The organism is Bradyrhizobium sp. SZCCT0231, assembly GCF_018130245.1.
GTDB lineage: Bacteria > Pseudomonadota > Alphaproteobacteria > Rhizobiales > Xanthobacteraceae > Bradyrhizobium > Bradyrhizobium japonicum_F.
The window spans coordinates 17,335-40,622 of sequence record NZ_JAFCKP010000021.1 but is presented as its reverse complement, the minus strand read 5'-3'; the positions used below and the strand labels follow the sequence as shown (position 1 = coordinate 40,622).

Below are 23,288 nucleotides of genomic sequence, written 5' to 3'. Positions count from 1 at the left end.
AGAACGCGATCGGGGCGAAAGGGTTCCAAAAGGGGGAGGATTATCTCGGGCTGGGTTCCGTCTTGCCGGCGAGATATTGTTCGAGCCAGTGGATATGGTAGTCGCCGTTGATGATGTCGTCTTCGCGCACCAGCGCACGGAACAGGGGCAGTGTGGTCTCGATACCTTCGACCACCATCTCATCCAGCGCCCGGCGCAGCCGCATCAGGCATTCGGCGCGGGTCTTGCCGTGCACGATCAGCTTGCCGACGAGCGAATCGTAATAAGGCGGGATCGTGTAGCCTTGGTAGACGGCGGAATCGATCCGGACGCCGAGGCCGCCGGGCGGGTGATATTGCAGGATCCGGCCGGGCGAGGGGCGGAAGGTCTGCGGATTCTCGGCGTTGATGCGGCACTCGATGGCATGGCCGATGACCTGAACCTCGTCCTGCTTGGCCGGCAGGTCGCCGCCGGCGGCGATGCGGATCTGCTCCAGCACGAGATCGATATCGGTGATGCTCTCGGTGACGGGATGCTCCACCTGGATGCGGGTGTTCATCTCGATGAAGTAGAACTCGCCGTCCTCGTACAGGAACTCGATGGTGCCGACGCCGAGATATTTCATCTCGCGCATCGCGTTCGCGCAGGTCTCGCCGATCTTGGCCCGCGCGGCTGCGGCCAGCACGGGCGAGGGGCCTTCCTCCCAGACCTTCTGGTGGCGGCGTTGCAGCGAGCAGTCGCGTTCGCCGAGATGGATCGCGCCGCCGCGGCCGTCGCCGAGGATTTGGATCTCGATGTGGCGCGGCTTCTGCAGGTATTTTTCCAGGTACACCGAGGCATCGCCAAAGGCGGATCTGGCCTCGTTGGCCGCCGTCGACAGCGCCAGCTGGAGGTCTGCCTCGCTGTGCGCGACCTTCATGCCGCGGCCGCCACCGCCAGCCGCCGCCTTCACCAGCACGGGAAAGCCGATCTTCTTCGCGATCGCCATCGCGTCGTCGTCGGGGCCGACCGCACCATCGGAGCCGGGCACCACGGGGATGCCGAGCCGCTTGGCGGTTTTTTTGGCCTCGATCTTGTCGCCCATCAGGCGGATGTGCTCGGCCTTCGGGCCGATGAAATGCAGATTGTGCTCGGCGAGGATTTCAGCAAAGCGCGCGTTCTCGGACAGGAAGCCGTAGCCGGGATGCACGGCATCGGCGCCGGTGATCTCGCAGGCCGCGAGCAGCGCTGGCACGTTGAGATAGCTGTCCTTGGACGCCGGCGGCCCGATGCAGACGCTCTCGTCCGACAGGCGCACATGCATGGCGTCGGCGTCGGCGGTCGAGTGCACGGCGACGGTCGCGATCCCGAGCTCCTTGCAGGCCCTGAGGATGCGAAGGGCGATCTCGCCGCGGTTGGCTATGAGGATCTTGTCGAACATGTTGTCCTGCAGCGAATGGCGAGCGGCGAATGGCGAGTAGGGAAGGCTGACGCCATTCGCTATTCGCTATTCCCCATTCGCGTCACTCAATAATCACCAGCGGCTCGCCGTATTCGACCGGCTGGCCGTCCTCGACCAGGATCTGCGTCACCGTGCCGGCGCGCGGCGAGGGGATCTGGTTCATCGTCTTCATGGCTTCGATGATGAGCAGCGTCTGGCCGACCGAGACCTTGGTGCCGACGTCGATGAACGGCTTTGCGCCCGGCTCCGGCGCCCAATAGGCGGTGCCGACCATCGGCGAGGTCACGGCGCCGGGATGCTTCGACAGATCGGCCGCAGCAGCGGCGGGCGCGGCGGCGCTTGCTGCCATTGGAAGGGCGGCGGGAGCTGCCGCGACCGGCATCGGCATGGTCGCGGCAACGCTGATGTTGCGGGCGACGCGCAAGCGCAGGCCGGCCCGTTCGATCTCGATCTCGGTGAGGCTGGTCTCATCGAGCAGCAACGCAAGCTCGCGAATGAGCGCGGAATCCTCGCTGGAAAACTTTGCGGCTGCTTTGTCGTCTGGCTGGCGCGCCATGTTGTTTGATCCGAATGTTCTGTTGGAAGGGAGCGTCAGGCGTTGGGCTTGATGCCGAGCTTGGCGGCAAGGCCCTGGATGGCGAGGCGGTAGCCCTCGATGCCGAAACCGCAGAGCGAGGCGAAAGCCGCGCGCGCGGTGTAGGAATGGTGACGAAAACTCTCGCGGGCGTGGATGTTGGTCACATGCACCTCGACAGCGGGGATCTGCACCGCGAGCAGCGCGTCGTGCAGCGCGATCGAGGTGTGGGAATAGCCGCCGGCATTGATGATGATGCCCTTCATCTTGCGCGCATGCGCCTCGTGGATGAAGTCGATCAGCTCGCCCTCGCGGTTGGACTGCCGGCAGTCGGCCTTGAGACCAAAGGTCGCCGCCGTCTCCCGGCACAGTGCCTCGACGTCGGCCAGCGTCGCATGCCCATACTTTTCGGGCTCGCGCGTCCCCAGCATGTTGAGGTTCGGCCCGTTCAGGACGAGGATCGTGTCTGTTGCAGGTTCGGCCATTCCAATCCCGGAAGAGGTGCTTCGGCGTGGCGGGGTTATAGGTAACAAAGCGCGTGAGGGGAAGCCTTGAAGGGGCCTCAGGGGCGGGTTCAGCCACCTCATCCAGTGCGCAAAAACCTGTGCGGAAACTACGGAAACTACTTGTAAACCGTCCTCGGGGACAAGCAGCCGAGAACTGGCGGGCTGCCGCAGCCCTGGAGCCCAAGCTCTCAGCGTACGCCAAGGGGACGCTACCCCGTGTAGGCCTTCCAGCCGTCCTCGGGCGGTCCGGTGGATCCACGCCGCTCTGCGGGGGAGGAGTGATCGCCGGCGCTGCGCAACCGTGCCGGTTGGCACGGTTGCCGCCACGACCGCATCACCAGCGATTCTGGAGCCGCAGGCTTTCGGCGAGGTCCCCGCGGAAATTGTGCTGTCCGAGGTGCAGCAGCCTGCAGTGCAGGTCGACCCAGATTTTACCGCCGATGTCGCGCCAGCGGCGGCAGAACGCGTAATCCTCAGACAAATAGCGGCCGGAGTCCGGATCGACCATGCAATCAAAGAACAACCAGTGGAGATGGGCCTCGGGGTTGTTCGGCGGACCGTCCGGGACGTAATTCAGACCGGGATATTTCTCCATCAACTGCTTGAACACGTTACGCTTGATGCACATGAAGCCGGTCGGCGCCTCCGCGACCTCGACGAAACCGTCTGCGTCGGCATAGCTGCTGACCCGCTCGGCGCCGTGGCCGATCGGGTTGAAGGGGTAGTCGGTATAACGATCCTCGAATTGCTCCCGCGTCGTGCCTGACGGCAGGCCCTGGGCAGGCCAGTTGAAGCTCTTCATCGGGTAGACGCCGGCGGCGACGTCGCGATCAATCAGCAGCAGCCGGCAGACCGATTGTGGCGCGAAGGTGATGTCGGAATCGATCCAGAACAGATGGGTCAATGTCTCGTCCGACAGGAATTTCAGCACCATCTTGTTGCGCGAACGCGTGATCAGGCTTTCCGAATGCATGTGCAGAATGCATTTCAGTCCGAACCGATTGCAGTGATGGGTGAGGTCGAAGATGCTGGTGACGTAGTGCATGCTGACCGCCGAGATGTAGCACGGCGTCGCGAACATCACCTTCATCGATTTCAGAGCTTGGTCCGGTAACATTGTCGGTCGTCCGCTGGCTTGCAGATCGGTCTATTTCGGTTGTTGGTTGCCCTCAGGTGGCTTGTTGTCCGGGGACAGGGGTTTGATCGTGGACGGCGGCTTGGCGGCCGTAGCCGGTTTCGCGCTCTTCGCAGGCGCAGGCTGTTTTTGCGCAGTCGACGGTGCGGGTGGTTCGGGCGCAGCGGGCGCGGTCTGTCCGATCGACACGGAAAGGCCGAACAGCCGCCATTGTCCGTTCACCGGCGCGAACGCGAGATCGAAATTGACCTGGGTCGGCACCGACGGAAAAAAACCGGCCATGCGCATCAGGCCGTTGGCTTCGATCTGCGGCAGCAAATTGAGCTGCGGATCGATCACGGCAACGCCGGAGAGGTCGAGATTGTCGTTGCGCAGTTTAGCGAAGATCTCGCCGAGCCGCGCCGCCGTGTTGCTCTGGAATCCAGGCGCGCCGATGTCACGCAGCACCGTGTAGTTGCCTGTCTTGTTGGCCTGGTCCAGCGCCAGCAGCGTCGATCTGATCAGGATGACCACCCCGTTACGGTCGATCTGCGCAGGTTTTGGCGCTGGCGAGGCGGGCGTCTGCGCATGGCTGCCGGATGTCATTCCCAACAGCCCGGCCGCGAACACGAGCACTCTCCAGCCGCGCCGCCCGCTCGTCATCACGCTGCCGTCACCATGCGACGGTCAATCCGGCGCGTCCGCCGACGCCGCCTTGCGCAAAGCCGGCGGCGACCCCGCCATTGAGGACAACGTAGTCGTTCAACCGCATCTGTGCGCCCAGGCTCATGGCGTTTTGCCCGCGGAAGGTGCCCCAGTTGGTCGAGATCGCGAACTTCTTGTCCGACGGCAGCGCGGAGCCACCCATGGCGATAGCGATCGCCGTTCCCTCAAAAGCCTGCCGCATCTGCGTCTGCAATGTCGCGACGTTGCCCTGGAGCACGGACACGTTGGTTTGGAGACTTGAAATATCCTGCGTGCTGAAAGGAGCCGCGGCAAGATTGCCGTTGGCGTCGGTGGTGACAATCGAAGTCGGGCCGGACTGCGCCGCGAGACTTGCCGCGGAGGCGATGCCGGCCATGCGATAGGTGTTGGAACTGGTGCCGATTGAGACCTGATTGACTGCGGTCGTGCTCGCGCCGTTGCCGATCGCAGTCGAATTGGCAAAGGTCGCGGAGGCATTCGGACCGATGGCGGTCGCATTAGTTCCGGTCGCGGCCGAGTTGTTGCCGACCGCGACCGCGCCGGTCCCGGTGGCCTGTGCGCTGGCACCGACGGCGGTTGCGCCGGTGGCGTTCGCGGTGCTGGCCTGGCCGATGGCCGTGGTGGCGTCGCCGGTGGCGTTGCTGCCCTGTCCATAGGCGCTCGCGGTGGCGCCGTTCGCGATGCTGTCCTGGCCAGTAGCGGTCGCGTTGACGCCGTTCGCGCGGGCCTGCGCCCCCGTGGCGGTCGCGTTAGTGCCTGTTGCGCCGCTGCCTCGGCCCGTCGCCGTGGCGAAAGTGCCGTCCGCGAGGCTGCTGAGACCCGTCGCAGTCGCGTAATCGCCGTTTGCGCGGCTGAACGCGCCGGTTGCAGTCGCAGCAATTCCAACCGCGTTGGCACCTCGGCCCGTCGCGGTTGCGTTGGTGCCGTTCGCGATGCTGTTCGCGCCTGTCGCGGTCGCCTCGGAGCCGCGCGCTTGGCTATTTTGACCGATCGCGGTAGCGAACAGGCCATCCGCAGCACTGCTGTCGCCCATCGCAGTGGCAGCATCACCGTTCGCTATGGCGAAGGTACCGGTTGCGGTCGCGTTGTCGCCATCTGCCATGGCGTTCGACCCGAATGCGGTTGCGCGGCCGCCGGTCGCATTCGCGTTCGGGCCGACCGCGGTCGCCTGCGGACCGGTTGGAACGATCGCGTTACAAGACCCCGCGAGGCCTGCACCGGCGGAGTAGCACTGCGCGAAGGCCGGTGAGATGCCGGCGACCGTCATCATGCCGGCCGCGGCCGCAAGACTGCGCCTGGGCCCGCCGCCCAGCAGGCAGCTCAGGAGAAGCCACGCGGGCGTCTGGAAGCGCGTCGGTTTCAATCTGTCCCTCATCGACCACCCCTGCTGCAAGGCAGCCGCATTGAGATTCCGCGGTGCCCCATGCAGGGATTGATCGTTGAAACCTGTGCGGGCCGCATTGCCCAAACGGTAGTGATCTGGTGCTATTGCCCCTGCGTGTTGCAGGATCGTCACACCGCCTCTGCATGCGACAAAAACGAGCAGCAGACCCCATTTCGCTGCGGTGCAGTTCCCGCAAATATGCGGCTTGCAGTGTTCCGGAAGCAGGACGGCGGCGTGGATCCCGAAGGGCTCGCACTCATCGAGATGTTCTACCAGGCGGCGCTGGAGCCGAGCACCTGGCCCGCGGCCCTTGATGGCTTGAACCGGCGGCTGGATGCCGAGCACAGCTTTCTTGTCATAGGCCATGGCTCGGATGTCACGGCGCCGCTGATCGCGAAGGCCGGAATCGACGAGTCCGATGTCGCGCGCTTGCTGTCGCCGGACGCGGCTCGCATGCTTGTGCCGATCATGGACCGGCGTTCTCCCACCCTGGCGGCGGGCACCGCACTCACCGGCGATCAGTTGATGGCCGACGCCGAATTCGAGCAAACCGAATTCTATAACGAGATCCTTCGGCCGATGAAGAGATACTACGGCCTCACGGTATGGGACGGCTCGCAGAATCCGTGGCTTCAGATCGCCTGCTGCCGCACCCGCTCGAAAGGCCCCTTTCCGGAGTCCGAGGCGCACGCATTGGAGCAACTGTTTCCCCATTTGACACGCGCGCAACAGCTGCACCGGCGGTTGCGGACCGGGGATGATCGAGCGGCGGGACTGACGGCCGTGATCGAACGGCTCGCGGATGCCGCGATCGTACTTGACGCGGCGGGCCGTCTGCTGCTTGTCAACACGCGTGCACGCCAGATCCTCAATCAACGGGACGGGCTCTCTCAAGTCGCTGGCGCGTTACAAGCCGCGACCGCAGCCATCACCGATCGACTCCAGCATGCCATTGCGGAGGCCGCCACGTCGGCGGCAGATCATGGGCGGCGATTCAGTGTAGCGCGCTCTGGCCGGAGATTACCGTTGCTGCTCGACGTCATGCCGGTCTGGCGACTTGGTCTTCCCGAGCCCGGGATGCGCTCACCGCGCGTCATCATCTTCATCAAGGAGCCGGACGCGCCGCCGCAGATCGACGAAAGGGCGCTCATCGAAACGTTTGGGCTCACGGCGCGCGAATGCGAGATCGTCTGCATGCTGGCTGGCGGGATCGGCGTGAGCGCAATTGCCGCGCGTCTGCAGATCAGGGTCGGAACCGTGCGGCAAAATCTGAAGAACGTCTTCGAGAAGACCACCATGCGCAATCAGGCAGCGTTGGTGGCGCTGGTTCGCGGTTTCGGGCGATAAGCCGTGAGAAATCTTTGAAGGACTTGGGGCGGGCAGCGATGCCCGCCCCAAGCGGCTAACGGTTATTCGCCTCAGACGTCGAGGACGGCGACGATCTCATAGGTGTCCGGATTGATGATCACGATCTGCTCGCGGACCAGGACGTATTTGTAGGCCCGCCATTCCGGATAGATCGTCACGACCCGCGACGGCAGGGCGTGAAGCGTGATGCCCTCGCGCGGCACGCGGGTGCCGACCGAAATGTTGAAGTTCACATTGGTCACGGGCGCCATCTTCTCCTCGCGGATCACCGAGGTGATCTGCGTGCGCTGCTCAGTCGAGAGCTTGGCGGCCGCGCCAGCCTGGCCGGTCGTCGTCTGCGACCGCTCGGTGCCGGTCTGGGTCTGGGTTTGCGAACCCTGGTGGCCAGGCGCGTTCATGCCGCTGCGGTCCTCCTGACCTTGGGCCTTCATGTCCTTGGTGCCCTTGGTCTCGGTTTCCTTGCTCATGCCACCCTTGCTCATGCTATCCTTGGACTTCTCGTCGCTCCGCGGGCTCTGGCCGACCGTCGACGACTTCTCCGACTGCGTCGACTTCTCACGCGTCGCACCCGGCTGGTCCTTGTTCATCTTGTCGGACTGAGTCGACTTGTCATGAGCGCTCGGCTGATCCTTCATGCCGCCGGCCTGACCGACCGTTCCCTTGTCACGCTTGTCTTGCTTGTCCATGGACTCTTGCTTGCCCATGGAGCCGCTGCGCTCGCCAGAAGGCTGCGTACTCTGCTGAGTCTGCTGGCCACTCCCGTAGTCCTTGGTTCCGGTTCCTTGCGCGTTGGCGAAACCGGTGCCGGCGATCAGCGCCAAGGCTGCAACCGAGACCAAAAAGCGATTAGTCATTTGAACCTCTCCTCACGTGATTTCTTTGCGTCATTGCCCGCGCCGACAACGAAAGGAGAGCGCGGTCGTTCCGAATTCGAGGAGGTTCCGACGAGCTTTGTTTGTTGAACGCCGGATGAACGGTCTCGCCCGGATCGCGGACGAACTGCGTCCGAACCCGCGCAAAAAAGAGGCCGGCTGTGAGCCGGCCTCTTTTAACGCAATGTCGTGACGCTGAGCAGGTCGCCTTCTTTAACAAGTCGCCTTGCCGCAGCGGGCAATGCCGATCTTCTCCTTTAGGCTTTCGACTCCGACGGCGCCGATCACGATCTGCTTGCCGATCACGTAGCTCGGCGTGCCGTTCATGCCCATCGCTTCGGCAAGCTTGAAGTTCTCCTCGATGGTGGCGCGCACCTCGGGGCTGGCGATGTCCTTTTCGATTCTCGCAGTGTCGAGGCCGGCCTCCTTCGCCGCCTGAATCGCGCGCGCCTTGTCGGCAGCGCCGCGGCCGCCGAGCAGCTTCTGGTGGAAGTCGAGATATTTCTTGCCGGAGGGATCCTGCATCCGCACGGCGACCGCGACCTGCGCTGCTTCGACCGAGCCCTGGCTCAGCACCGGAAACTCCTTCAGCACGACCTTCAGCTTCGGATCGCTCTTCATGAGGGTCAGCATGTCGTCCATGGCGCGTTTGCAATAGCCGCAATTGTAGTCGAAGAACTCGACGAAGGTGACGTCGCCGTCCCTGTTGCCGAGCACGACCTGGCGCGGCGAGTTGAAGATCGCATCGGCGTTCTGTGCGATGCTGGCTTCGTGCTTCTGCGTTTCGGCCGCGGCCTGGCGCTTGCTGAGCTCGGCCATGGCCTCCTCGAGCACCTCGGGATGGCTGACGAGATAGTTCTTGATGATCGCCTCGATGTCGGTGCGCTGGCTATCGGAGAAACCGTCGGCCGAGGCGGGCACGGCCGCGCCGAGCATGGCGAGCGCAAACAATGCGGGGGCAAGCAGGCGCAGCGAAGGCATAGGCAAATCCTCTTATTCAAAGCAGGTTTCGAGAAACGTCCCGGTGGACTTGAGCTCGGTGTCGTGACGTCGTGGTATCGGGCGTCGTTCGAGTTCTTTCGCTAAAGTGCGATGAGATTCGATTGAATCTTCATCGCACTTTGAGGTCTTCGTTTGAGCATGATCATTTCGGAAAACCGCTTCGCACTTTGCGCTAACGCGGCCCTCCGGGTCCGGATCATGCTCTAGTTGCGCGGCGGCTTCGCCGCCACGATGTCGTCGGCCTTGACCCATCCGGGCGTGCCGACGGCGAAACGGGTTTTCGCGCGCGTAGCGAGCTCGCGGGCGGTCTTGTTGTCGCCGCGCAAGGAAGCGGCCTGGGCCGAGGCGAGATCTGCCTCGGCATAGTCTCCCTTCCGGCCGTAGGCCATCGCGAGCTGGGTGTAGCCGAGCGCCGCCTCAGGCTCTCGCGCCACCGCGGCGCGGAGAATCCGAACGGCTTCGTCGGTGTAGGCTTTATTATCGGTTCCAACCAGAGCCTGCCCAAGTAACATCTCGATGAGGGGCCCGTTGTTCGAGAGTGCGGCAGCCTTGCGCAGGGGAGCGATCGCCTCGGCCGGCTTGCCGCTTTCCAAGAGCGCCTGACCGCGCACCTCGTAGAAGTACGGGTTGTTCGGCTGAACCTGGATCAGCGCGTCGATCTGGGAGAGCGCGCTGCGCAAATCGCCATGCAGATAGGTGCTGATGGCGCGGGCATAGCGCGCCGGCAGGCTGTCGTTGGTCTGGGGATAGCGGCGGTACACCGTCTCCGGCCGTTCCATGAAGGCGGAGATCTTGGCGCGGACCATGTCGTGCCGGAGCTGAAGCGCGGGATCGTCCTTCTTGTTCCAATATGGGCTGGAGCCGGCGAATTCCTGGAGCGCGGCGACGCGCTCGGCCGGCATCGGATGCGACTGGAGATAGGGATCGGCGCCGCGCGAAGCGAACAGGCTCTCGCTGGTGAAGCGCTTGAAGGTCTCGTACATGCCCCTCGGCGATTGCTGGGTCGCAGTCAGGAATTTCACGCCGGCGCGGTCGGCGTTCTCCTCCTGCTGGCGCTGGTAGGACAATAGCGTACGGCGGATCATTTCCTGTGGAGCGGCGATCGCGGCCGCGCCGGCATTGGCCAGCCCGTTGTTGCCGGCGCTCGAGCTGCGGGTGCTGCCGGCTGCGATCGCGCCGGCGCCGAGCAGCATCGCGATGATCATCTGAGTCTGGGCCGTGGCGAGCTGCTCGCGCAGCTTGGACAGATGGCCGCCCGCCAGATGCCCGGTCTCGTGCGCGAGCACGCCGATGATCTGGTTCGGCGTTTCCGACTGGAGGATCGCACCCCAATTGACGAAGATGCGGCGGCCGTCCGCGACGAACGCGTTGAACGAGCCGTCGTTGATGATCACCATCTGGATGTTCTGCTTCTCCAGACCCGCGACGCGGAGGATCGGGCGCGTGTATTCGCGCAGCAACTGCTCGGTCTCGGTGTCGCGCAGGACCGGCGGCCCCTTGGCCTGCGCGCGTGCGGCCGAGAACGGCGTCAGCGCGATCGCCGTGGCCGTGACGAGGGCGGTGAGGGCGGAGGCCTTCCGGCGCAATGCGATCTGGAGCAACATCGAGCGGTCTGGGTCAAACGGTCTTGGTCAAACGGGCTTGGTCAAGCAGTTTCGTGATTGGTTTTGGCGATTGGCGGCGGACCGGATACGCGATATGCCCTTGTGATCCGCGCCCTTTATGAGCCGTATAATGCGGCCAGTCTGGGGCGCAAGCGCCCGGTTTTGAGGACCGGGTAGATCGATCCGCCAGCGAATAGCAGAAATCGATGCACGATGCGACATTGAGGAACCGGTTGGGGCAGTGGCTCGAGCCCTCCCGCCGCAGCGATGTTCCCCCGTTCATGGTGATGGACGTCATGGCCGCGGCGGCCCGAATCGAGGTCGCCGGCGGCCATGTCATCCACATGGAGGTCGGCCAGCCCGCGGCCGGCGCGCCCAAGACCGCGATCGCGGCCGCCCATGCCGCGCTCGAGGCGGGGCGGATCGATTATACCTCCGCGCTCGGCATCCCCAGTCTGCGCGCGCGCATCGCGCGCCATTATCGCGACACCTATGGCTGTGACGTCAGCCCCGAGCGGGTCGTGGTGACCACAGGCTCCTCCGGCGGCTTCATTTTGGCTTTCCTGGCGATGTTCGAGCCCGGCGATCGCGTCGCGGTGACGGTGCCGGGCTATCCACCATACCGTCATATCCTGACCGCGCTCGGCTGCGAGCCGGTGCTGATCGAGACCACCAATGACACGCGCCATGCGCTGACCGGCGAGGCCTTGCTGGCGGCCCATCGCAAGGCGCCGCTGAAGGGGGTGCTGGTCGGCAGCCCCGCCAATCCGACGGGCACGATGATGTCCCGCGAAGCGCTCGCCGGCCTCATTGCGGCCGCGGAAGACGCCGGCATCCGTTTCATCTCGGACGAGATCTATCACGGGCTCGATTACGCGTTTCCCGCCGTGACGGCGGCGTCGCTGTCCGAGCACGCACTCGTGATCAACTCGTTCTCGAAATATTTCTGCATGACGGGCTGGCGCGTCGGCTGGATGGTCGTACCCGAGATCCTGGTGCGGCCGATCGAGCGGCTGCAGCAGAATCTCTCGATCTCGGTGCCGTCGCTGTCGCAGATCGCGGCAGAGGCTGCCTTCGATGGCGCGGCCGAGATGGAGGAGATCAAGCATGGCTATCAGGAAAACCGGCGCATCTTGATCGAGGGGTTGCCGAAAGCCGGCCTGGCCAAGTTCCTGCCGGCCGATGGTGCATTTTATCTCTATGCCGACGTCTCGGACTTTACCTCCGACAGCTTCGAGTTCGCCAAGCAGATGCTGGAGCAGGCGCATGTTGCGGCAACGCCAGGCCTCGATTTCGACCCCATCCATGGCCGTTCATTCATACGGTTTTCCTATGCCCGCTCGCTCGATGAGATGCGGGAGGCAGTTGACCGGATCGCTCACTGGCTTAAATAGCCGCCAGTTTTCGACAGCCTTCCGGAGTTCAACTTGTCAGACCGTTCCGTCCCGTCCGCCACTGCACCACATTCTTCTCTCGCCGCGTTGATGTGGCCGACCCGGCCGGGCGAAGCCGTCGGGAGCTTGCGCGCCTTCGTGCTGATTGCGCTCGGCACAGCGCTGATGGCGCTGTCAGCCAAGGTGAACCTGCCGCTGCCTTATGTGCCGATGACGCTGCAGACGCTGGTGGTGCTGATGATCGGCGCCGCCTATGGCTGGCGCCTCGGCAGCGCAACCATGATTGCCTATCTCGCCGAGGGCGCGATGGGGCTGCCGGTGTTCGCCGGCCCCGTGGGTGGGATTGCTCCGCTGGTCGGCCCGACCGCGGGCTACCTGTTCGGTTTCGTATTGGCTGCGTTCGTGACCGGCTGGCTCGCCGAGCGCGGCTGGGATCGCAGCGTCGTGCTGCTGTTTGCGGCGATGGCTGTTGGCCACGTCGTCATTCTGGCGGCCGGGTTCGGCTGGCTGGCGTTCGGGCTTGGCCTCGGCACTGCGAAGGCCTGGCAGGTCGGCATCGTGCCGTTCATTGCGGCCTCACTGGTCAAGAATGCGCTCGGCGCGGCCCTGATGCCGGCGGCACGCCGGATTGTCGAGCGTCGCGGCTAAAACGCGCCATCACGCGCGGTTCCAATTGACAGGGCCGGCCAAGTTGATCTTGGCTGGCCCAGTGTTTTGAGGGGGAGTGAAACGATGACGACGACAACAATAGCGGGGGCGCCGGTCGCGCCGCCCGCTGCCAAGCCGTGGTACAAAGTCCTCTACGTCCAGGTGCTGATCGCCATCGTGCTCGGCGCCATCGTCGGCTGGCTGTGGCCGTCCGTCGCCACCAACGAATGGATCAAGGCGCTCGGCGACGGCTTCATCAAGCTGATCAAGATGGTGATCGCCCCGATCATCTTCTGCACCGTCGTCTCCGGCATCGCCCACATCCAGGACGCCAAGAAGGTCGGCCGCATCGGCGTCAAGGCGCTGATCTATTTCGAGGTCGTCTCGACCTTCGCGCTGGTGATCGGGCTCATTGTCGGCAATCTCGTCAAACCGGGCTCCGGCTTCGGCAATGCGGCGGCAAGTGCGGAGGCGGTCGCAAAATTTGCGGATCAGGCTAAGGCACAGAAGAGCGTTGAATTCGTCCTGCATATCATTCCTGATACTGTGGTCGGCGCGTTCGCGCAGGGTGAAATCCTTCAGGTGCTGCTGTTCGCCGTGCTGTTCGGCTTTGCTTTGATGAGCCTCGGCGAGCGCGGCCATACCATCCGCAGCTTCATCGACGATGCTGCGCACGCGGTGTTCGGCGTCATCTCCATCGTGATGCGCGCGGCGCCGATCGGCGCGTTCGGCGCGATGGCCTATACGATCGGCAAGTTCGGCACCGGTGCGATCCTCAATTTGATCGGCCTGATCGCGACATTCTACGTCACCGCCGCACTGTTCGTGTTCGTCGTGCTCGGCATCATCGCGCGCATGGCTGGGTTCTCGATCTTCAAGTTCCTGGCCTACATCAAGGACGAACTGCTGATCGTGCTCGGCACCTCGTCGTCGGAAAGCGCGCTGCCGTCCTTGATGGAGAAACTGGAGCGGCTCGGCTGCTCCAAGTCGGTGGTCGGCCTCGTCGTGCCCACGGGTTACTCGTTCAACCTCGACGGCACCAACATCTACATGACGCTGGCGACGCTGTTCATCGCGCAGGCCCTCGGCGTCGATCTTTCCTTCGGCCAGCAACTCACGATCCTGGTGGTGGCGATGCTGACCTCGAAGGGCGCCTCCGGCATCACCGGGGCCGGCTTCATCACGCTGGCGGCAACGCTCGCCGTGGTCGATCCGCGCCTCGTGCCGGGCATGGCGATCGTGCTCGGCATCGACAAGTTCATGAGCGAGTGCCGCGCGCTGACCAATCTGTGCGGCAACGGCGTCGCCTGCGTGATCGTCGCCTGGTGGGAGGGCGAGCTCGACCGCGACAAGCTCGACGCCAACCTCTCCAAGCAGATCGATCCGACCGACATGGAGACGGCGATCACCACGGACTGATCCGGATATGGCAGCACAACGCGCTGTCAGGCCTTGAAGCAACAGGGCTGGTCGAGCTGCTCGATCAGCCCTTTTCTTCGAGGCTAAAACCGATCAGGTCCGTACGGCGCGGGATCGACCGCCGGCGTTTCGCCGCTCATCATCTCCGCGAGCAGGCGTCCGGTCGCGGGGCCCAGCGTGAAGCCCTGATGTCCATGGCCGAAGTTCATCCAGAGGCCGGGGTGGCGCGGGGCGCGGCCGAGCACCGGGAGCATGTCGGGCGTGCAGGGCCGCGTGCCGAACCACGGATCCGGCTCGACGCGCTTGCCGAGGTCGATCAGCTCGCGTGCCGAGGCTTCGGCGCTGGCGAGCTGCACCGGCGTTGCCAGCGCATCCGGCCCCGTCAGCTCCGCCCCCGTCGTGATGCGAATGCCCTTGGCCATCGGCCCCATGGCATAGCCGCCGGTCTTGTCGATGAGCGGCAGGTCGAGCGACGCGCCGCCGCTGTAATGCATGTGGTAGCCGCGCTTGCGCACCAGCGGGATGCGATAGCCGAACTTGTACAACAGATCGGGCGACCACGGCCCGAGCGTCACGACGGCGTGGGGAGCATCGATGCGTCCCTGGTCGGTGTCGACCGACCAGCCGGTCGGGGTCTGCTGCAGCGATTGCGCATCACCGAGCACGATCCTGCCGCCGAGACGCTCGAACAACTCGGCATAGGCCGTGACCAGCGCGCCGGGATCGGACACGGTCCAGGTGTCGAGCCAATGGATGGCTCCAGGGAGATCGTCGCGCAGGATCGGCTCGGCCTTGGCAAGCTCGCTGCCCGACAGCACGCGAAAGTTCACGCCGAATTCGCGCTGATCTTCCTCCGCAGCCTTGATCGAAAGGTCCAGGTCCGCGGCGTTACGGTATAGCGCCCGGTAGCCGGCGCGGCGGACGAGATTGTCGGCATGCGCCGCGCGGATCAGGATGTCGTGCTCGGCCGTTGCGTAGGCGATCAGCCGCGCCCACGCCTCGATCGCCTCGCGATGCCGCTTCGGCGCCGAATGCCACCAATAGCGGAGCAGGGGCTCGATGTGGAGATGGAGGGAGGAGAGGCTGTAGCGCACGTCGTTGGTGCGGCCGGTCGCGATCTTCAAGAGCGAAGCGAGATCGCGCGGCATCGGATAGGGCCGCACCGCTTCCGCCTGAATCATCCCGGCATTGCCGTAGCTGGTCTCGCGGCCCGGCTCCCTGCGATCGACCAGCGTGACCGACCAGCCGCGTTGCTGCAGATGCAGCGCGGCACCCACGCCCACCATGCCGCCGCCGAGAATGATCGCGCTTTGCATCGAAGCTGACCTCACCAAATCAAAACCGCCCGGCTTGGCCGGGCGGTTTCAACTGCATCGTTCCCTTTACTCGCCGCCGCCGAAACGGCGTGACCACCAGCCGGCACGGCGCGGGGCGGCCGGAGTTTCGCTTGCAGCCTCCGGCGCGGGCTCGGCTGCCGGCGCGGGCGCAGCAACCGGTTCGGTCGCCTGAGCCACCGGCGTTGCGGGCTCGGGCTGACTGTTCAGCTGGAAGCTCACTTTTTCCCGGACGGTGGAGCGGCGCCGCGCGGCCTTGTCGCCGGCGGGCTCTTCTTCTGGCGTCGCGGTCGTGGCGGGAGCCGGCTCCGGCCGGGCCGGCGCCTCGGTCTGGACCTCGGCGTGCGGCTCAGGCTGCGCGACTTGTTCAGTGACTTGCGGTTCGGTGGTGTGCTCGGTCTGTGCGATCGAGGGCGCAGCCTCGCTGCCGAAGCTATCGAAATCGGCAACCGCGTCGGCAGCTTCCGACGGCGGACTGGTGCCGAGCTCGTCGTTGATGGAACCGGCGAGACCTTCCTCGCCGCCACCGCGACGGCGGCGTCCGCCGCGGCGACCACGCCGGCGCCGGCGCTCGCCGCTGCCCTGCTGCTCGCCGCGAGCTGCTTGCTCCTCGCCTTCCTCGCCGTCCTGCTCGGACTCGGTCTCGTCTTCACCTTCACCGGCCGCCACGGCCGCTTCGGGCAGCGTGGGGGCGGTATCTTCGCGCAACTCACTTTCGCGCTGGCCACCGCGGCCGCGCCGGCGGCGACGGCGCTTGCGGCGCTGGCCGTCCTGCTCGGAGGCTGCCTCGCCCGCAGCCTGCTCGTCGGCAAGACCTTCGGTCTCGTCGGTTTCGACCTCGGATTCAGTCTCCAGGTCGAAGCCGTCCTCGTCGTCATAGGCTTCTTCGGCCAGTGGCGGCGGGCTCGCTGCGGCTTGCGCAGCGAGCAGCGCCTTGGCGGCTTCGAGCGTATGCACCTGCTCGCCGCGGTCGATCACATAGGCCTGCGGACCGCTGACGCTGGGATCGGCGATCACCGACAGGGTGACCTTGAAGCCGTTCTCGAGGTCGCGCAGGTGGCCGCGCTTGTGGTTCAGCACATAGAGCGCGACGTCGGTGCGGGTGCGGACCACGAGATTGTGGGTCGCGCCCTTCATCAGGATCTCTTCGAGGCCGCGCAAGAGCTGCAGCGCCACCGAAGACACCGAGCGGACGTGGCCGGTGCCGCCGCAATGCGGGCACGGATCGGTCGAGCTCTCCAGCACGCTGGCGCGGATGCGCTGGCGCGACATCTCGAGCAGGCCGAAATGCGAGATGCGGCCGACCTGGATGCGCGCGCGATCCTGCCTGAGGCAATCGGACAGCTTGCGCTCGACCGCGCGGTTGTTGCGCTTCTCGTCCATGTCGATGAAATCGATGACGATCAGGCCCGCGAGGTCGCGCAGGCGAAGCTGGCGGGCGACCTCTTCGGCCGCCTCCAGATTGGTCTTGAGCGCGGTGTCCTCGATATGGTGCTCCCGGGTCGATCGCCCCGAGTTGACGTCGATCGAGACCAGCGCCTCGGTCTGGTTGATCACGATGTAGCCGCCGGAGCGCAGTTGCACCGTCGGCGAGAACATCGCATCCAGCTGGCTCTCGACGCCCATGCGCGAGAACAGCGGCTGGCCGTCGCGATACTGCTTCACCGCGCTGACATTGGCGGGCATCAGCATCTTCATGAAGTCGCGCGCTTCGCGGTAGCCGGCTTCGCCGGCGACCTGGATCTCGTCGATCTCCTTGTTGTAGAGGTCGCGCAGCGAGCGCTTGATCAGCGAGCCTTCCTCGTAGACGAGGGTCGGGGCCTGCGACTTCAGCGTGAGGTCGCGCACCGTCTCCCACATCCGGATCAGATATTCGAAGTCGCGCTTGATCTCGGGCTTGGTGCGGGAGGCACCTGCGGTGCGCAGGATGATACCCATGCCCTCGGGCACGTCGAGATCCTGCACCACTTCCTTCAAACGGGAACGGTCCTGCGCGCTGGTGATCTTGCGGCTGATGCCGCCGCCGCGCGCGGTATTCGGCATCAGCACGGCGTAGCGGCCGGCGAGCGAGAGATAGGTCGTCAGCGCCGCGCCCTTGTTGCCGCGCTCTTCCTTGACGACCTGCACCAGCATCACCTGGCGGCGCTTGATGACTTCCTGGATCTTGTATTGACGGCGCGGGCGGAAGGTGCGCTCCGGCACCTCCTCCAGCACGTCGTCGCCGCCGACGGATTCGACGTGCTCCTCTTCGGCTTCCTCGCCGTCCTCGTCCTCGTCGTCTTCCTCATCGGACTCCTGATGAGGAGCCTCAGAGCGCTCGCCGGCGGCGTAAACGGCATCGGCCGGCTCGACGGCCGAAGTCACGGCTTCCGCAAGAGGTTCTGCTTGCGCTTCCAAGGAGGCGGGAGTCTCGAACGTGGGGGCCTGCTGCGGTTCGGCAACGGTCTCGGTTGCGACCACGGGTTCGGCGCCGACCGCAGCGACGGGCGCGGGCGCCTCGTCGGCATGCTCATGGTCGTGACGATCGTGCTCACCCTCATGGCCGTGGGCGTCATGATCGTGAGCGTGATGGTGCTCGTCATCATGGGCATGATGATGATCGTCATGATCATGTTCGCCATGATCGTGATCGTGGCTCTCGTGCTCGCCGTGATGCTCCGCGTCGGCGTGCAGATGCTCGCCCTCGTGCAGGGCACCCTCGGCATGCTCCGGCAGCGTCGCGTCCTCGACCGGCTGGGCGACGGGATCGGCACCGGCGTCGAGGCCTTCGACGATGTCGCTGCGCACGCGTTCGCCATGACCGCGGCGGCGGGCGTTGCGGTGGCGCGAACGGCGGCGGCCGTGCGAGCGATTCTCGCTCTCTTCCTCGGCCTCGCGATGGGCCTGTTCCTCGGCCTCGATCAGCGCCTGCCGGTCGGCAACCGGGATCTGGTAGTAATCGGGATGGATTTCGCTGAAGGCGAGGAAGCCGTGGCGGTTGCCGCCATATTCGACGAAGGCGGCCTGGAGCGAGGGTTCGACCCTTGTGACCTTGGCGAGGTAGATATTCCCGCGCAGTTGCTTGCGTTGTGCGGTCTCGAAATCAAACTCTTCGACGCGATTGCCGCGGACCACGACGACCCGGGTCTCTTCCGGGTGGGTGGCATCGATCAACATCTTGTTGGGCATGTCTTAACTCTTGGCGGCGGCGGGCGCGATAAACCGTGGGCGCGTATCGCGCTGCCGGGTGACGCGACGGTCCACCTGATTCGGGGGTGAGGGGAAGGCCGAAACGCCGTCTCTCGCGCCTCGCCGAACCGGAAGCTTCAGGACCGTTGCGACGCGCGGGATTGTCACTCCGCAGCGTCGCGAATGATCCTTCAGATTTCGTCGGCACAGTCTGGCGCATCAAGCGTCGGCCCGTATGAAACACTGGGCGGCGAGGCCGCCCTTCAATCAGTTGCTGCTGGCCAGGCACGGCGCGAGCGCGCTCGCCTTGGGGGTCACGAACCGCTCCCTTGGGATCAAGGGACCGGGTAATGGGTTACGTCGCTGTCAGAACCGTCCCGGTAACATGAGTGGTAACCCGAGACCGTCCGCCGCCGGAGCTTGACCCGCTCCACCTCGCTGCCGCGCACCGCGCTGGTCTTAGAGGGAAGCGGAAAACGCTGGAATTCCCAAACCTTGGGAGTTCCGGCGCTGCACCGGGAGGCTGAATGCGACACAACCGGAAATATCGGCCGTCAGCATTCCGTACATACGAGGAATGAGCCAGCCGTGCAAGGGAGCGTCGCACGGCGGTCACAGTCGGCGAGTTTCGCGTTTTCGTCATTAAAGAGCGATTAACCCTGTGGTTCTATTGCGTTAAGAGGGCTGCTCGGAGGCACGGAATCGGTGGCGAGCCGCACAAATCGACGGATTTTGCTGGCAGGCGTGTTGCTGTGCATCGCGGCATTGCCGTGTGCTGATTCCTCGCGCCTCATTGCTGCGGAAAGCGAGCTCCAACCCGCTGTTGCGGCAGCGAATTTTCCAATCGCCTCGGCCGCCCGGCTGGCCGGCGATGGCAAGCAGACCCGCTTCATCCTCGACCTCGATCAGACCGTCACCTTCCGCGCCATCACGCTGGCCGATCCCTACCGCGTGGTGGTGGACGTCCCGCAAGTCAATTTTCAGCTGCCCGCCGGGGCCGGGAGCGGGGGGCGGGGGCTGGTCAAGGCCTTCCGCTACGGGCTTGTCATGCCGGGCGGCTCGCGAATCGTGTTCGATCTGACCGGGCCGGCGAAGATCGCCAATTCCTACGTGCTGGAGGCGGCCAACGGCCAGCCGGCTCGGCTCGTGCTCGAGCTGGAGGAGGTCGATCGCTCCGCCTTCGTGCCGTCGCCTGCCCCCGAAAACCATCCCGAGCTGCGGCCCGCGATCGCGGCGTCGCCGCCTGCCACGGTTCCCGGCGCGGCGACCCCGGAAGCCGCGCAGCAGAAGGCCGACGGCCGTCCGGTGGTCGTGATCGATCCCGGCCATGGTGGCATCGACAACGGGACGCAGTCGGGCGGTGAGAGCGAAAAGAACCTGGTGCTGGCTTTTGGCCGGGCGCTACGCGACAGGCTGGAGAAGGCCGGCAAGTACCGCGTGGTCATGACGCGGGACGACGACACCTTCATTCCCCTCCATGACCGCACCAAGATCGCCCGCAATCTCAAGGCGGCCTTGTTCGTCTCGATCCATGCCGATGCGCTGCCGCGTGCCGAAGGCGATGCGCAAGGCGCGACCATCTATACGCTCTCCGACAAGGCGTCCGACGCCGAGGCCCAGCGGCTGGCCGATGCGGAGAACCGGGCGGATGCGATCGCCGGCTTCAACCTCGCGGAGGAGCCGACCGACGTCGCCGACATCCTGATCGACCTCACGCAGCGCGAAACCCGCACCTTTTCAAACCGTTTCGCCCGCCTCTTGATGGGTGAAATGAAGCAGACGGTGCGGATGCACAAGCATCCCCTGAAGTCCGCCGGATTCCGGGTCCTGAAGGCGCCCGACGTGCCCTCGGTGCTGGTCGAGATCGGTTATGTCTCCAACAAGGGCGACCGCGAGCACCTGGTCTCCGAGGGGTGGCGGTCCCGCGCCGTGGGCTCGATGGCACAGGCGATCGACGGATTTTTGACCAAGCGGATGGCCACAGCCGGGACGTCCAACTGAAACGGTTTGTTCCTCCCGACCCAAAGGCCCTAGTTTGGCCACAGCGGACCCTTTATAAAAACCCAGCAGGGGGTTCCGGAATCGGCGAGAATCCTGTTCGGCAAGCGTCTTAAGTCCGGCATTGATGTGATTGCGTAAGCCGGCGAATTCGCGACGTGAAATTGGCGCCTGTTTGGGGTGCTAAGGGGCTGATACTGGGCTGATCCAGAGTTTGAACGGATAAACAGATAATGCGCTTGCTGGTGCGGTTCATGGGCTTCCTGTTCGCCGCGGGAACAGTGGTGTTCCTCGTCGGTGTCGGGGCCGTGGCAGGCCTGATCTGGCATTTCTCCAAGGACTTGCCGGACTACTCTCAGCTCCAGGATTACGAGCCGCCGGTGATGACCCGCGTGCACGCGGTCGACGGTTCGCTGCTCGGCGAATACGCCAAGGAACGGCGGCTGTATCTGCCAATCCAGGCGGTGCCCAAGCTCGTGATCAACGCGTTCCTGGCCGCCGAGGACAAGAATTTCTACGAGCATGGCGGCATCGACTACACCGGCATGGCGCGCGCCGGATTACTTTACCTGCAGAACTACGGCTCCAACCGCCGTCCGCAGGGTGCTTCCACGATCACCCAGCAGGTCGCCAAGAACTTCCTGCTCACCAACGAGGTCTCCTTCGCCCGCAAGATCAAGGAAGCCTTGCTGGCGATGCGGATCGAGAAGACCTACTCGAAGGACAAGATCCTCGAGCTGTACCTGAACGAAATCTATCTCGGCCTCGGCGCCTACGGCATCGCCGCCGCCTCGCTGGTCTATTTCGACAAGTCGGTGAACGAGCTGACGGTGGCGGAAGCGTCCTATCTGGCGGCGCTGCCGAAGATGCCGGCGACGCTGCATCCGGTGCGTAACCGCGACCGCGCCATCGAGCGCCGCAATTACGTGATCGACCGTCTCTTGGAGAACGGCTGGATCAAGCAGGCCGATTCCGACAAGGCGCGCAAGGAGCCGCTGGCGGTCACCAGCCGTTCCAACGGCGCCCACACCTTCGCCGGCGAATATTTCGCCGAGGAAGTCCGCCGCGACATCTTCGAGCGCTACGGCGAGAAGAAGCTCTACGAGGGTGGCCTGTCGGTTCGCACCACGCTCGCTCCGAAGATCCAGGTCATGGCGCGCAAGGCCATGGTCGCAGGTCTCGTGAACTATGACGAGCAGCAGGGCTATCGCGGCGCCATGAGCAAGCTCGATATTTCTGGCGACTGGGGCGTGAAGCTCGCCGAGATCAAATCGCTCTCCGATATCTCGCCGTGGCGCATGGCGGTCGTGCTGGAGACCAGCGATCAGTCGGCGCGCATCGGCTTCCAGCCGAGCCGCGAGCTTGGCGGCGCGGTGAGCAAACAGCGCGAAACCGGCATCGTCACGGTGGACGGCGTGCGCTGGGCGCGGGCCGTGCAGGGCGGCACGAAGGGCAAGACGCCGACGGCGGTGTCGCAGGTGCTTCAGCCCGGCGACGTGATCTATGCCGATCCGCTCTACACCAAGGAAGGACAACCGGTCGAAGGCCAGTACCGGCTGCGCCAGATCCCGGAAGTCTCCGGCGCCATGGTGGTGATGGATCCCTGGACCGGCCGCGTGCTCGCGATGGTCGGCGGCTTCTCGTTCGACCAAAGCCAGTTCAATCGCGCCACGCAGGCCTATCGGCAGCCGGGTTCGTCGTTCAAGCCGATCGTCTATTCGGCCGCGCTCGACAACGGCTATACGCCCTCGACCGTCGTGCTCGACGCGCCCATCGAAATCGATCAGGGCCAGGGCGCCGGTGTGTGGCGGCCTGAGAACTTCTCCTCGGGCAAGTTCCAGGGACCGGTGACGCTGCGCAACGCGCTGCGGCAGTCGCTCAACACGGTGACGGTGCGCCTCGCGCAGGACATCGGCATGCCGCTGATCGGCGAATATGCCCGCCGTTTCGGCGTCTATGACGAGCTGCCGAACTATCTCTCCTACGCGCTCGGCGCCGGCGAGACCACGGCCATGCGCATGGTCACGGCCTACTCGATGCTCGCCAATGGCGGCCGCCGGGTGAAGCCGACCTTGATCGACCGTATCCAGGACCGCTACGGCCGCACCATCTTCAAGCACGATCAGCGCGAGTGCCGCGGTTGCGACGCGCCGGGCGGCTGGAAGAGCCAGCCGGAGCCGCAACTGATCGACCGCCGCGAGCAGGTGCTGGATTCCATGACCGCCTATCAGATCACTGAGCTGATGGAAGGCGTGGTGCAGGCTGGTACGGCCACCGTCGTCAAGGACGTTGGCAAACCCGTCGCCGGCAAGACCGGCACCACCAACGAGGCCAAGGACGCCTGGTTCGTTGGCTTCTCGCCCGACATCGCCGTCGCCATCTACATGGGCTACGACAAGCCGCGTCCGCTGGGCAGGGGCAACGCCGCGACCGGCGGCCATCTGGCAGCTCCCATCGCGCGCGACTTCCTCAAGCTCGCGCTCGCCGACAAGCCCGCCGTTCCGTTCAAGGTGCCGGCCGGCATCAAGCTCGTCCGCGTCGTCGCCAAGACCGGCATGCGCGCCGGCCCGGGCGAGACCGGCGGAACCATCCTCGAAGCCTTCAAGCCGGGTACGGCGCCGCCGGATAATTATTCGGTCATCGGCGTCGCCGACGCCGACGGGCGCATGCCGGCGTCGCAACAGCAGCAGCCGGATTCCGGCTTCTTCATGCGGCCGGGCACCGGCGGGCTGTACTAGGGCTTAGGGACAAGACAGACGATCGCGGTTCCGGCGGTTG

Annotated in this window: 17 protein-coding genes; 6 read left to right on the top strand and 11 right to left on the bottom strand. The window is 65.0% G+C overall.

Translation table 11 applies throughout. From position 1 onward, the window contains the following. Window positions 1-40: 40 nt before the first annotated feature. From accC to JQ566_RS30765, 6 genes are all read right to left on the bottom strand, one after another. A complete protein-coding gene (gene accC / locus JQ566_RS30790; RefSeq protein WP_212379387.1) occupies window positions 41-1,399 on the bottom strand; it encodes an acetyl-CoA carboxylase biotin carboxylase subunit in 1,359 nt (452 codons plus the stop codon). An 82-nt stretch (window positions 1,400-1,481) separates the two neighbouring features. Next, the gene (gene accB / locus JQ566_RS30785; protein WP_212379385.1) at window positions 1,482-1,976 is read right to left on the bottom strand and encodes an acetyl-CoA carboxylase biotin carboxyl carrier protein; all 495 of its coding nucleotides are present in this window, start codon (window positions 1,974-1,976) and stop codon (window positions 1,482-1,484) included. 35 nt (window positions 1,977-2,011) lie between these two features. Continuing rightward, entirely contained in the window at window positions 2,012-2,479 is a 468-nt protein-coding gene (aroQ, locus tag JQ566_RS30780; RefSeq protein WP_212379383.1) for a type II 3-dehydroquinate dehydratase, read from the bottom strand. A gap of 355 nt (window positions 2,480-2,834) precedes the next feature. Beyond that, the gene (locus JQ566_RS30775) at window positions 2,835-3,617 is read right to left on the bottom strand and encodes a hypothetical protein (protein WP_212379381.1); all 783 of its coding nucleotides are present in this window, start codon (window positions 3,615-3,617) and stop codon (window positions 2,835-2,837) included. Between the two features lie 30 nt (window positions 3,618-3,647). Then, window positions 3,648-4,220 (bottom strand): hypothetical protein, encoded by a 573-nt coding sequence (locus tag JQ566_RS30770; protein WP_249139903.1) that lies wholly within the window; start codon window positions 4,218-4,220, stop codon window positions 3,648-3,650. Between the two features lie 67 nt (window positions 4,221-4,287). Further along, window positions 4,288-6,069, bottom strand: coding sequence for a YadA-like family protein (locus JQ566_RS30765; RefSeq protein WP_212379379.1), 1,782 nt, complete (start codon window positions 6,067-6,069; stop codon window positions 4,288-4,290). Between JQ566_RS30765 and JQ566_RS30760 the strand changes: the two genes are divergently transcribed. Further along, complete coding sequence (locus JQ566_RS30760) at window positions 6,022-7,050, top strand: helix-turn-helix transcriptional regulator (RefSeq protein WP_212379377.1); 1,029 nt, start codon at window positions 6,022-6,024, stop codon at window positions 7,048-7,050. The genes JQ566_RS30765 and JQ566_RS30760 overlap by 48 nt on opposite strands. A 71-nt stretch (window positions 7,051-7,121) precedes the next feature. Here JQ566_RS30760 and JQ566_RS30755 read toward each other — a convergent pair whose 3' ends face one another. The 3 genes from JQ566_RS30755 to JQ566_RS30745 form a co-directional block, all read right to left on the bottom strand. Beyond that, window positions 7,122-7,925, bottom strand: coding sequence for a DUF1236 domain-containing protein (locus JQ566_RS30755; RefSeq protein ID WP_212379375.1), 804 nt, complete (start codon window positions 7,923-7,925; stop codon window positions 7,122-7,124). 231 nt (window positions 7,926-8,156) lie between these two features. After that, window positions 8,157-8,924, bottom strand: a complete 768-nt coding sequence (locus JQ566_RS30750) for a DsbA family protein (protein ID WP_212379373.1) — start codon at window positions 8,922-8,924, stop codon at window positions 8,157-8,159. A 224-nt stretch (window positions 8,925-9,148) separates the two neighbouring features. Beyond that, window positions 9,149-10,549 carry a M48 family metalloprotease gene (locus JQ566_RS30745; protein ID WP_212379371.1) on the bottom strand — a complete coding sequence of 467 codons (1,401 nt, stop codon included), beginning with the start codon at window positions 10,547-10,549 and terminating at the stop codon, window positions 9,149-9,151. A 206-nt stretch (window positions 10,550-10,755) separates the two neighbouring features. On the opposite strand from JQ566_RS30745, the gene JQ566_RS30740 reads away from it, so the two are divergent. The 3 genes from JQ566_RS30740 to JQ566_RS30730 all read left to right on the top strand — a co-directional run bounded on the left by JQ566_RS30740 (window position 10,756) and on the right by JQ566_RS30730 (window position 14,010). Beyond that, window positions 10,756-11,943 (top strand): pyridoxal phosphate-dependent aminotransferase, encoded by a 1,188-nt coding sequence (locus JQ566_RS30740; RefSeq protein WP_212379369.1) that lies wholly within the window; start codon window positions 10,756-10,758, stop codon window positions 11,941-11,943. A 90-nt stretch (window positions 11,944-12,033) separates the two neighbouring features. After that, entirely contained in the window at window positions 12,034-12,591 is a 558-nt protein-coding gene (locus JQ566_RS30735) for a biotin transporter BioY (protein WP_212379481.1), read from the top strand. Between the two features lie 84 nt (window positions 12,592-12,675). Then, window positions 12,676-14,010, top strand: coding sequence for a dicarboxylate/amino acid:cation symporter (locus tag JQ566_RS30730; protein WP_212379367.1), 1,335 nt, complete (start codon window positions 12,676-12,678; stop codon window positions 14,008-14,010). A gap of 83 nt (window positions 14,011-14,093) precedes the next feature. On the opposite strand, the gene JQ566_RS30725 is transcribed toward JQ566_RS30730, so the two are convergent. Further along, a complete protein-coding gene (locus JQ566_RS30725; protein ID WP_212379365.1) occupies window positions 14,094-15,326 on the bottom strand; it encodes an NAD(P)/FAD-dependent oxidoreductase in 1,233 nt (410 codons plus the stop codon). Window positions 15,327-15,392: 66 nt separating this feature from the next. After that, entirely contained in the window at window positions 15,393-18,512 is a 3,120-nt protein-coding gene (locus tag JQ566_RS30720; RefSeq protein WP_212379363.1) for an Rne/Rng family ribonuclease, read from the bottom strand. Window positions 18,513-19,217: 705 nt separating this feature from the next. Here JQ566_RS30720 and JQ566_RS30715 point away from each other — a divergent pair. Further along, entirely contained in the window at window positions 19,218-20,513 is a 1,296-nt protein-coding gene (locus JQ566_RS30715) for an N-acetylmuramoyl-L-alanine amidase (RefSeq protein WP_212379361.1), read from the top strand. A 230-nt stretch (window positions 20,514-20,743) separates the two neighbouring features. Continuing rightward, window positions 20,744-23,248, top strand: coding sequence for a penicillin-binding protein 1A (locus JQ566_RS30710; RefSeq protein ID WP_212379359.1), 2,505 nt, complete (start codon window positions 20,744-20,746; stop codon window positions 23,246-23,248). The last annotated feature ends 40 nt before the right edge of the window (window positions 23,249-23,288 follow it).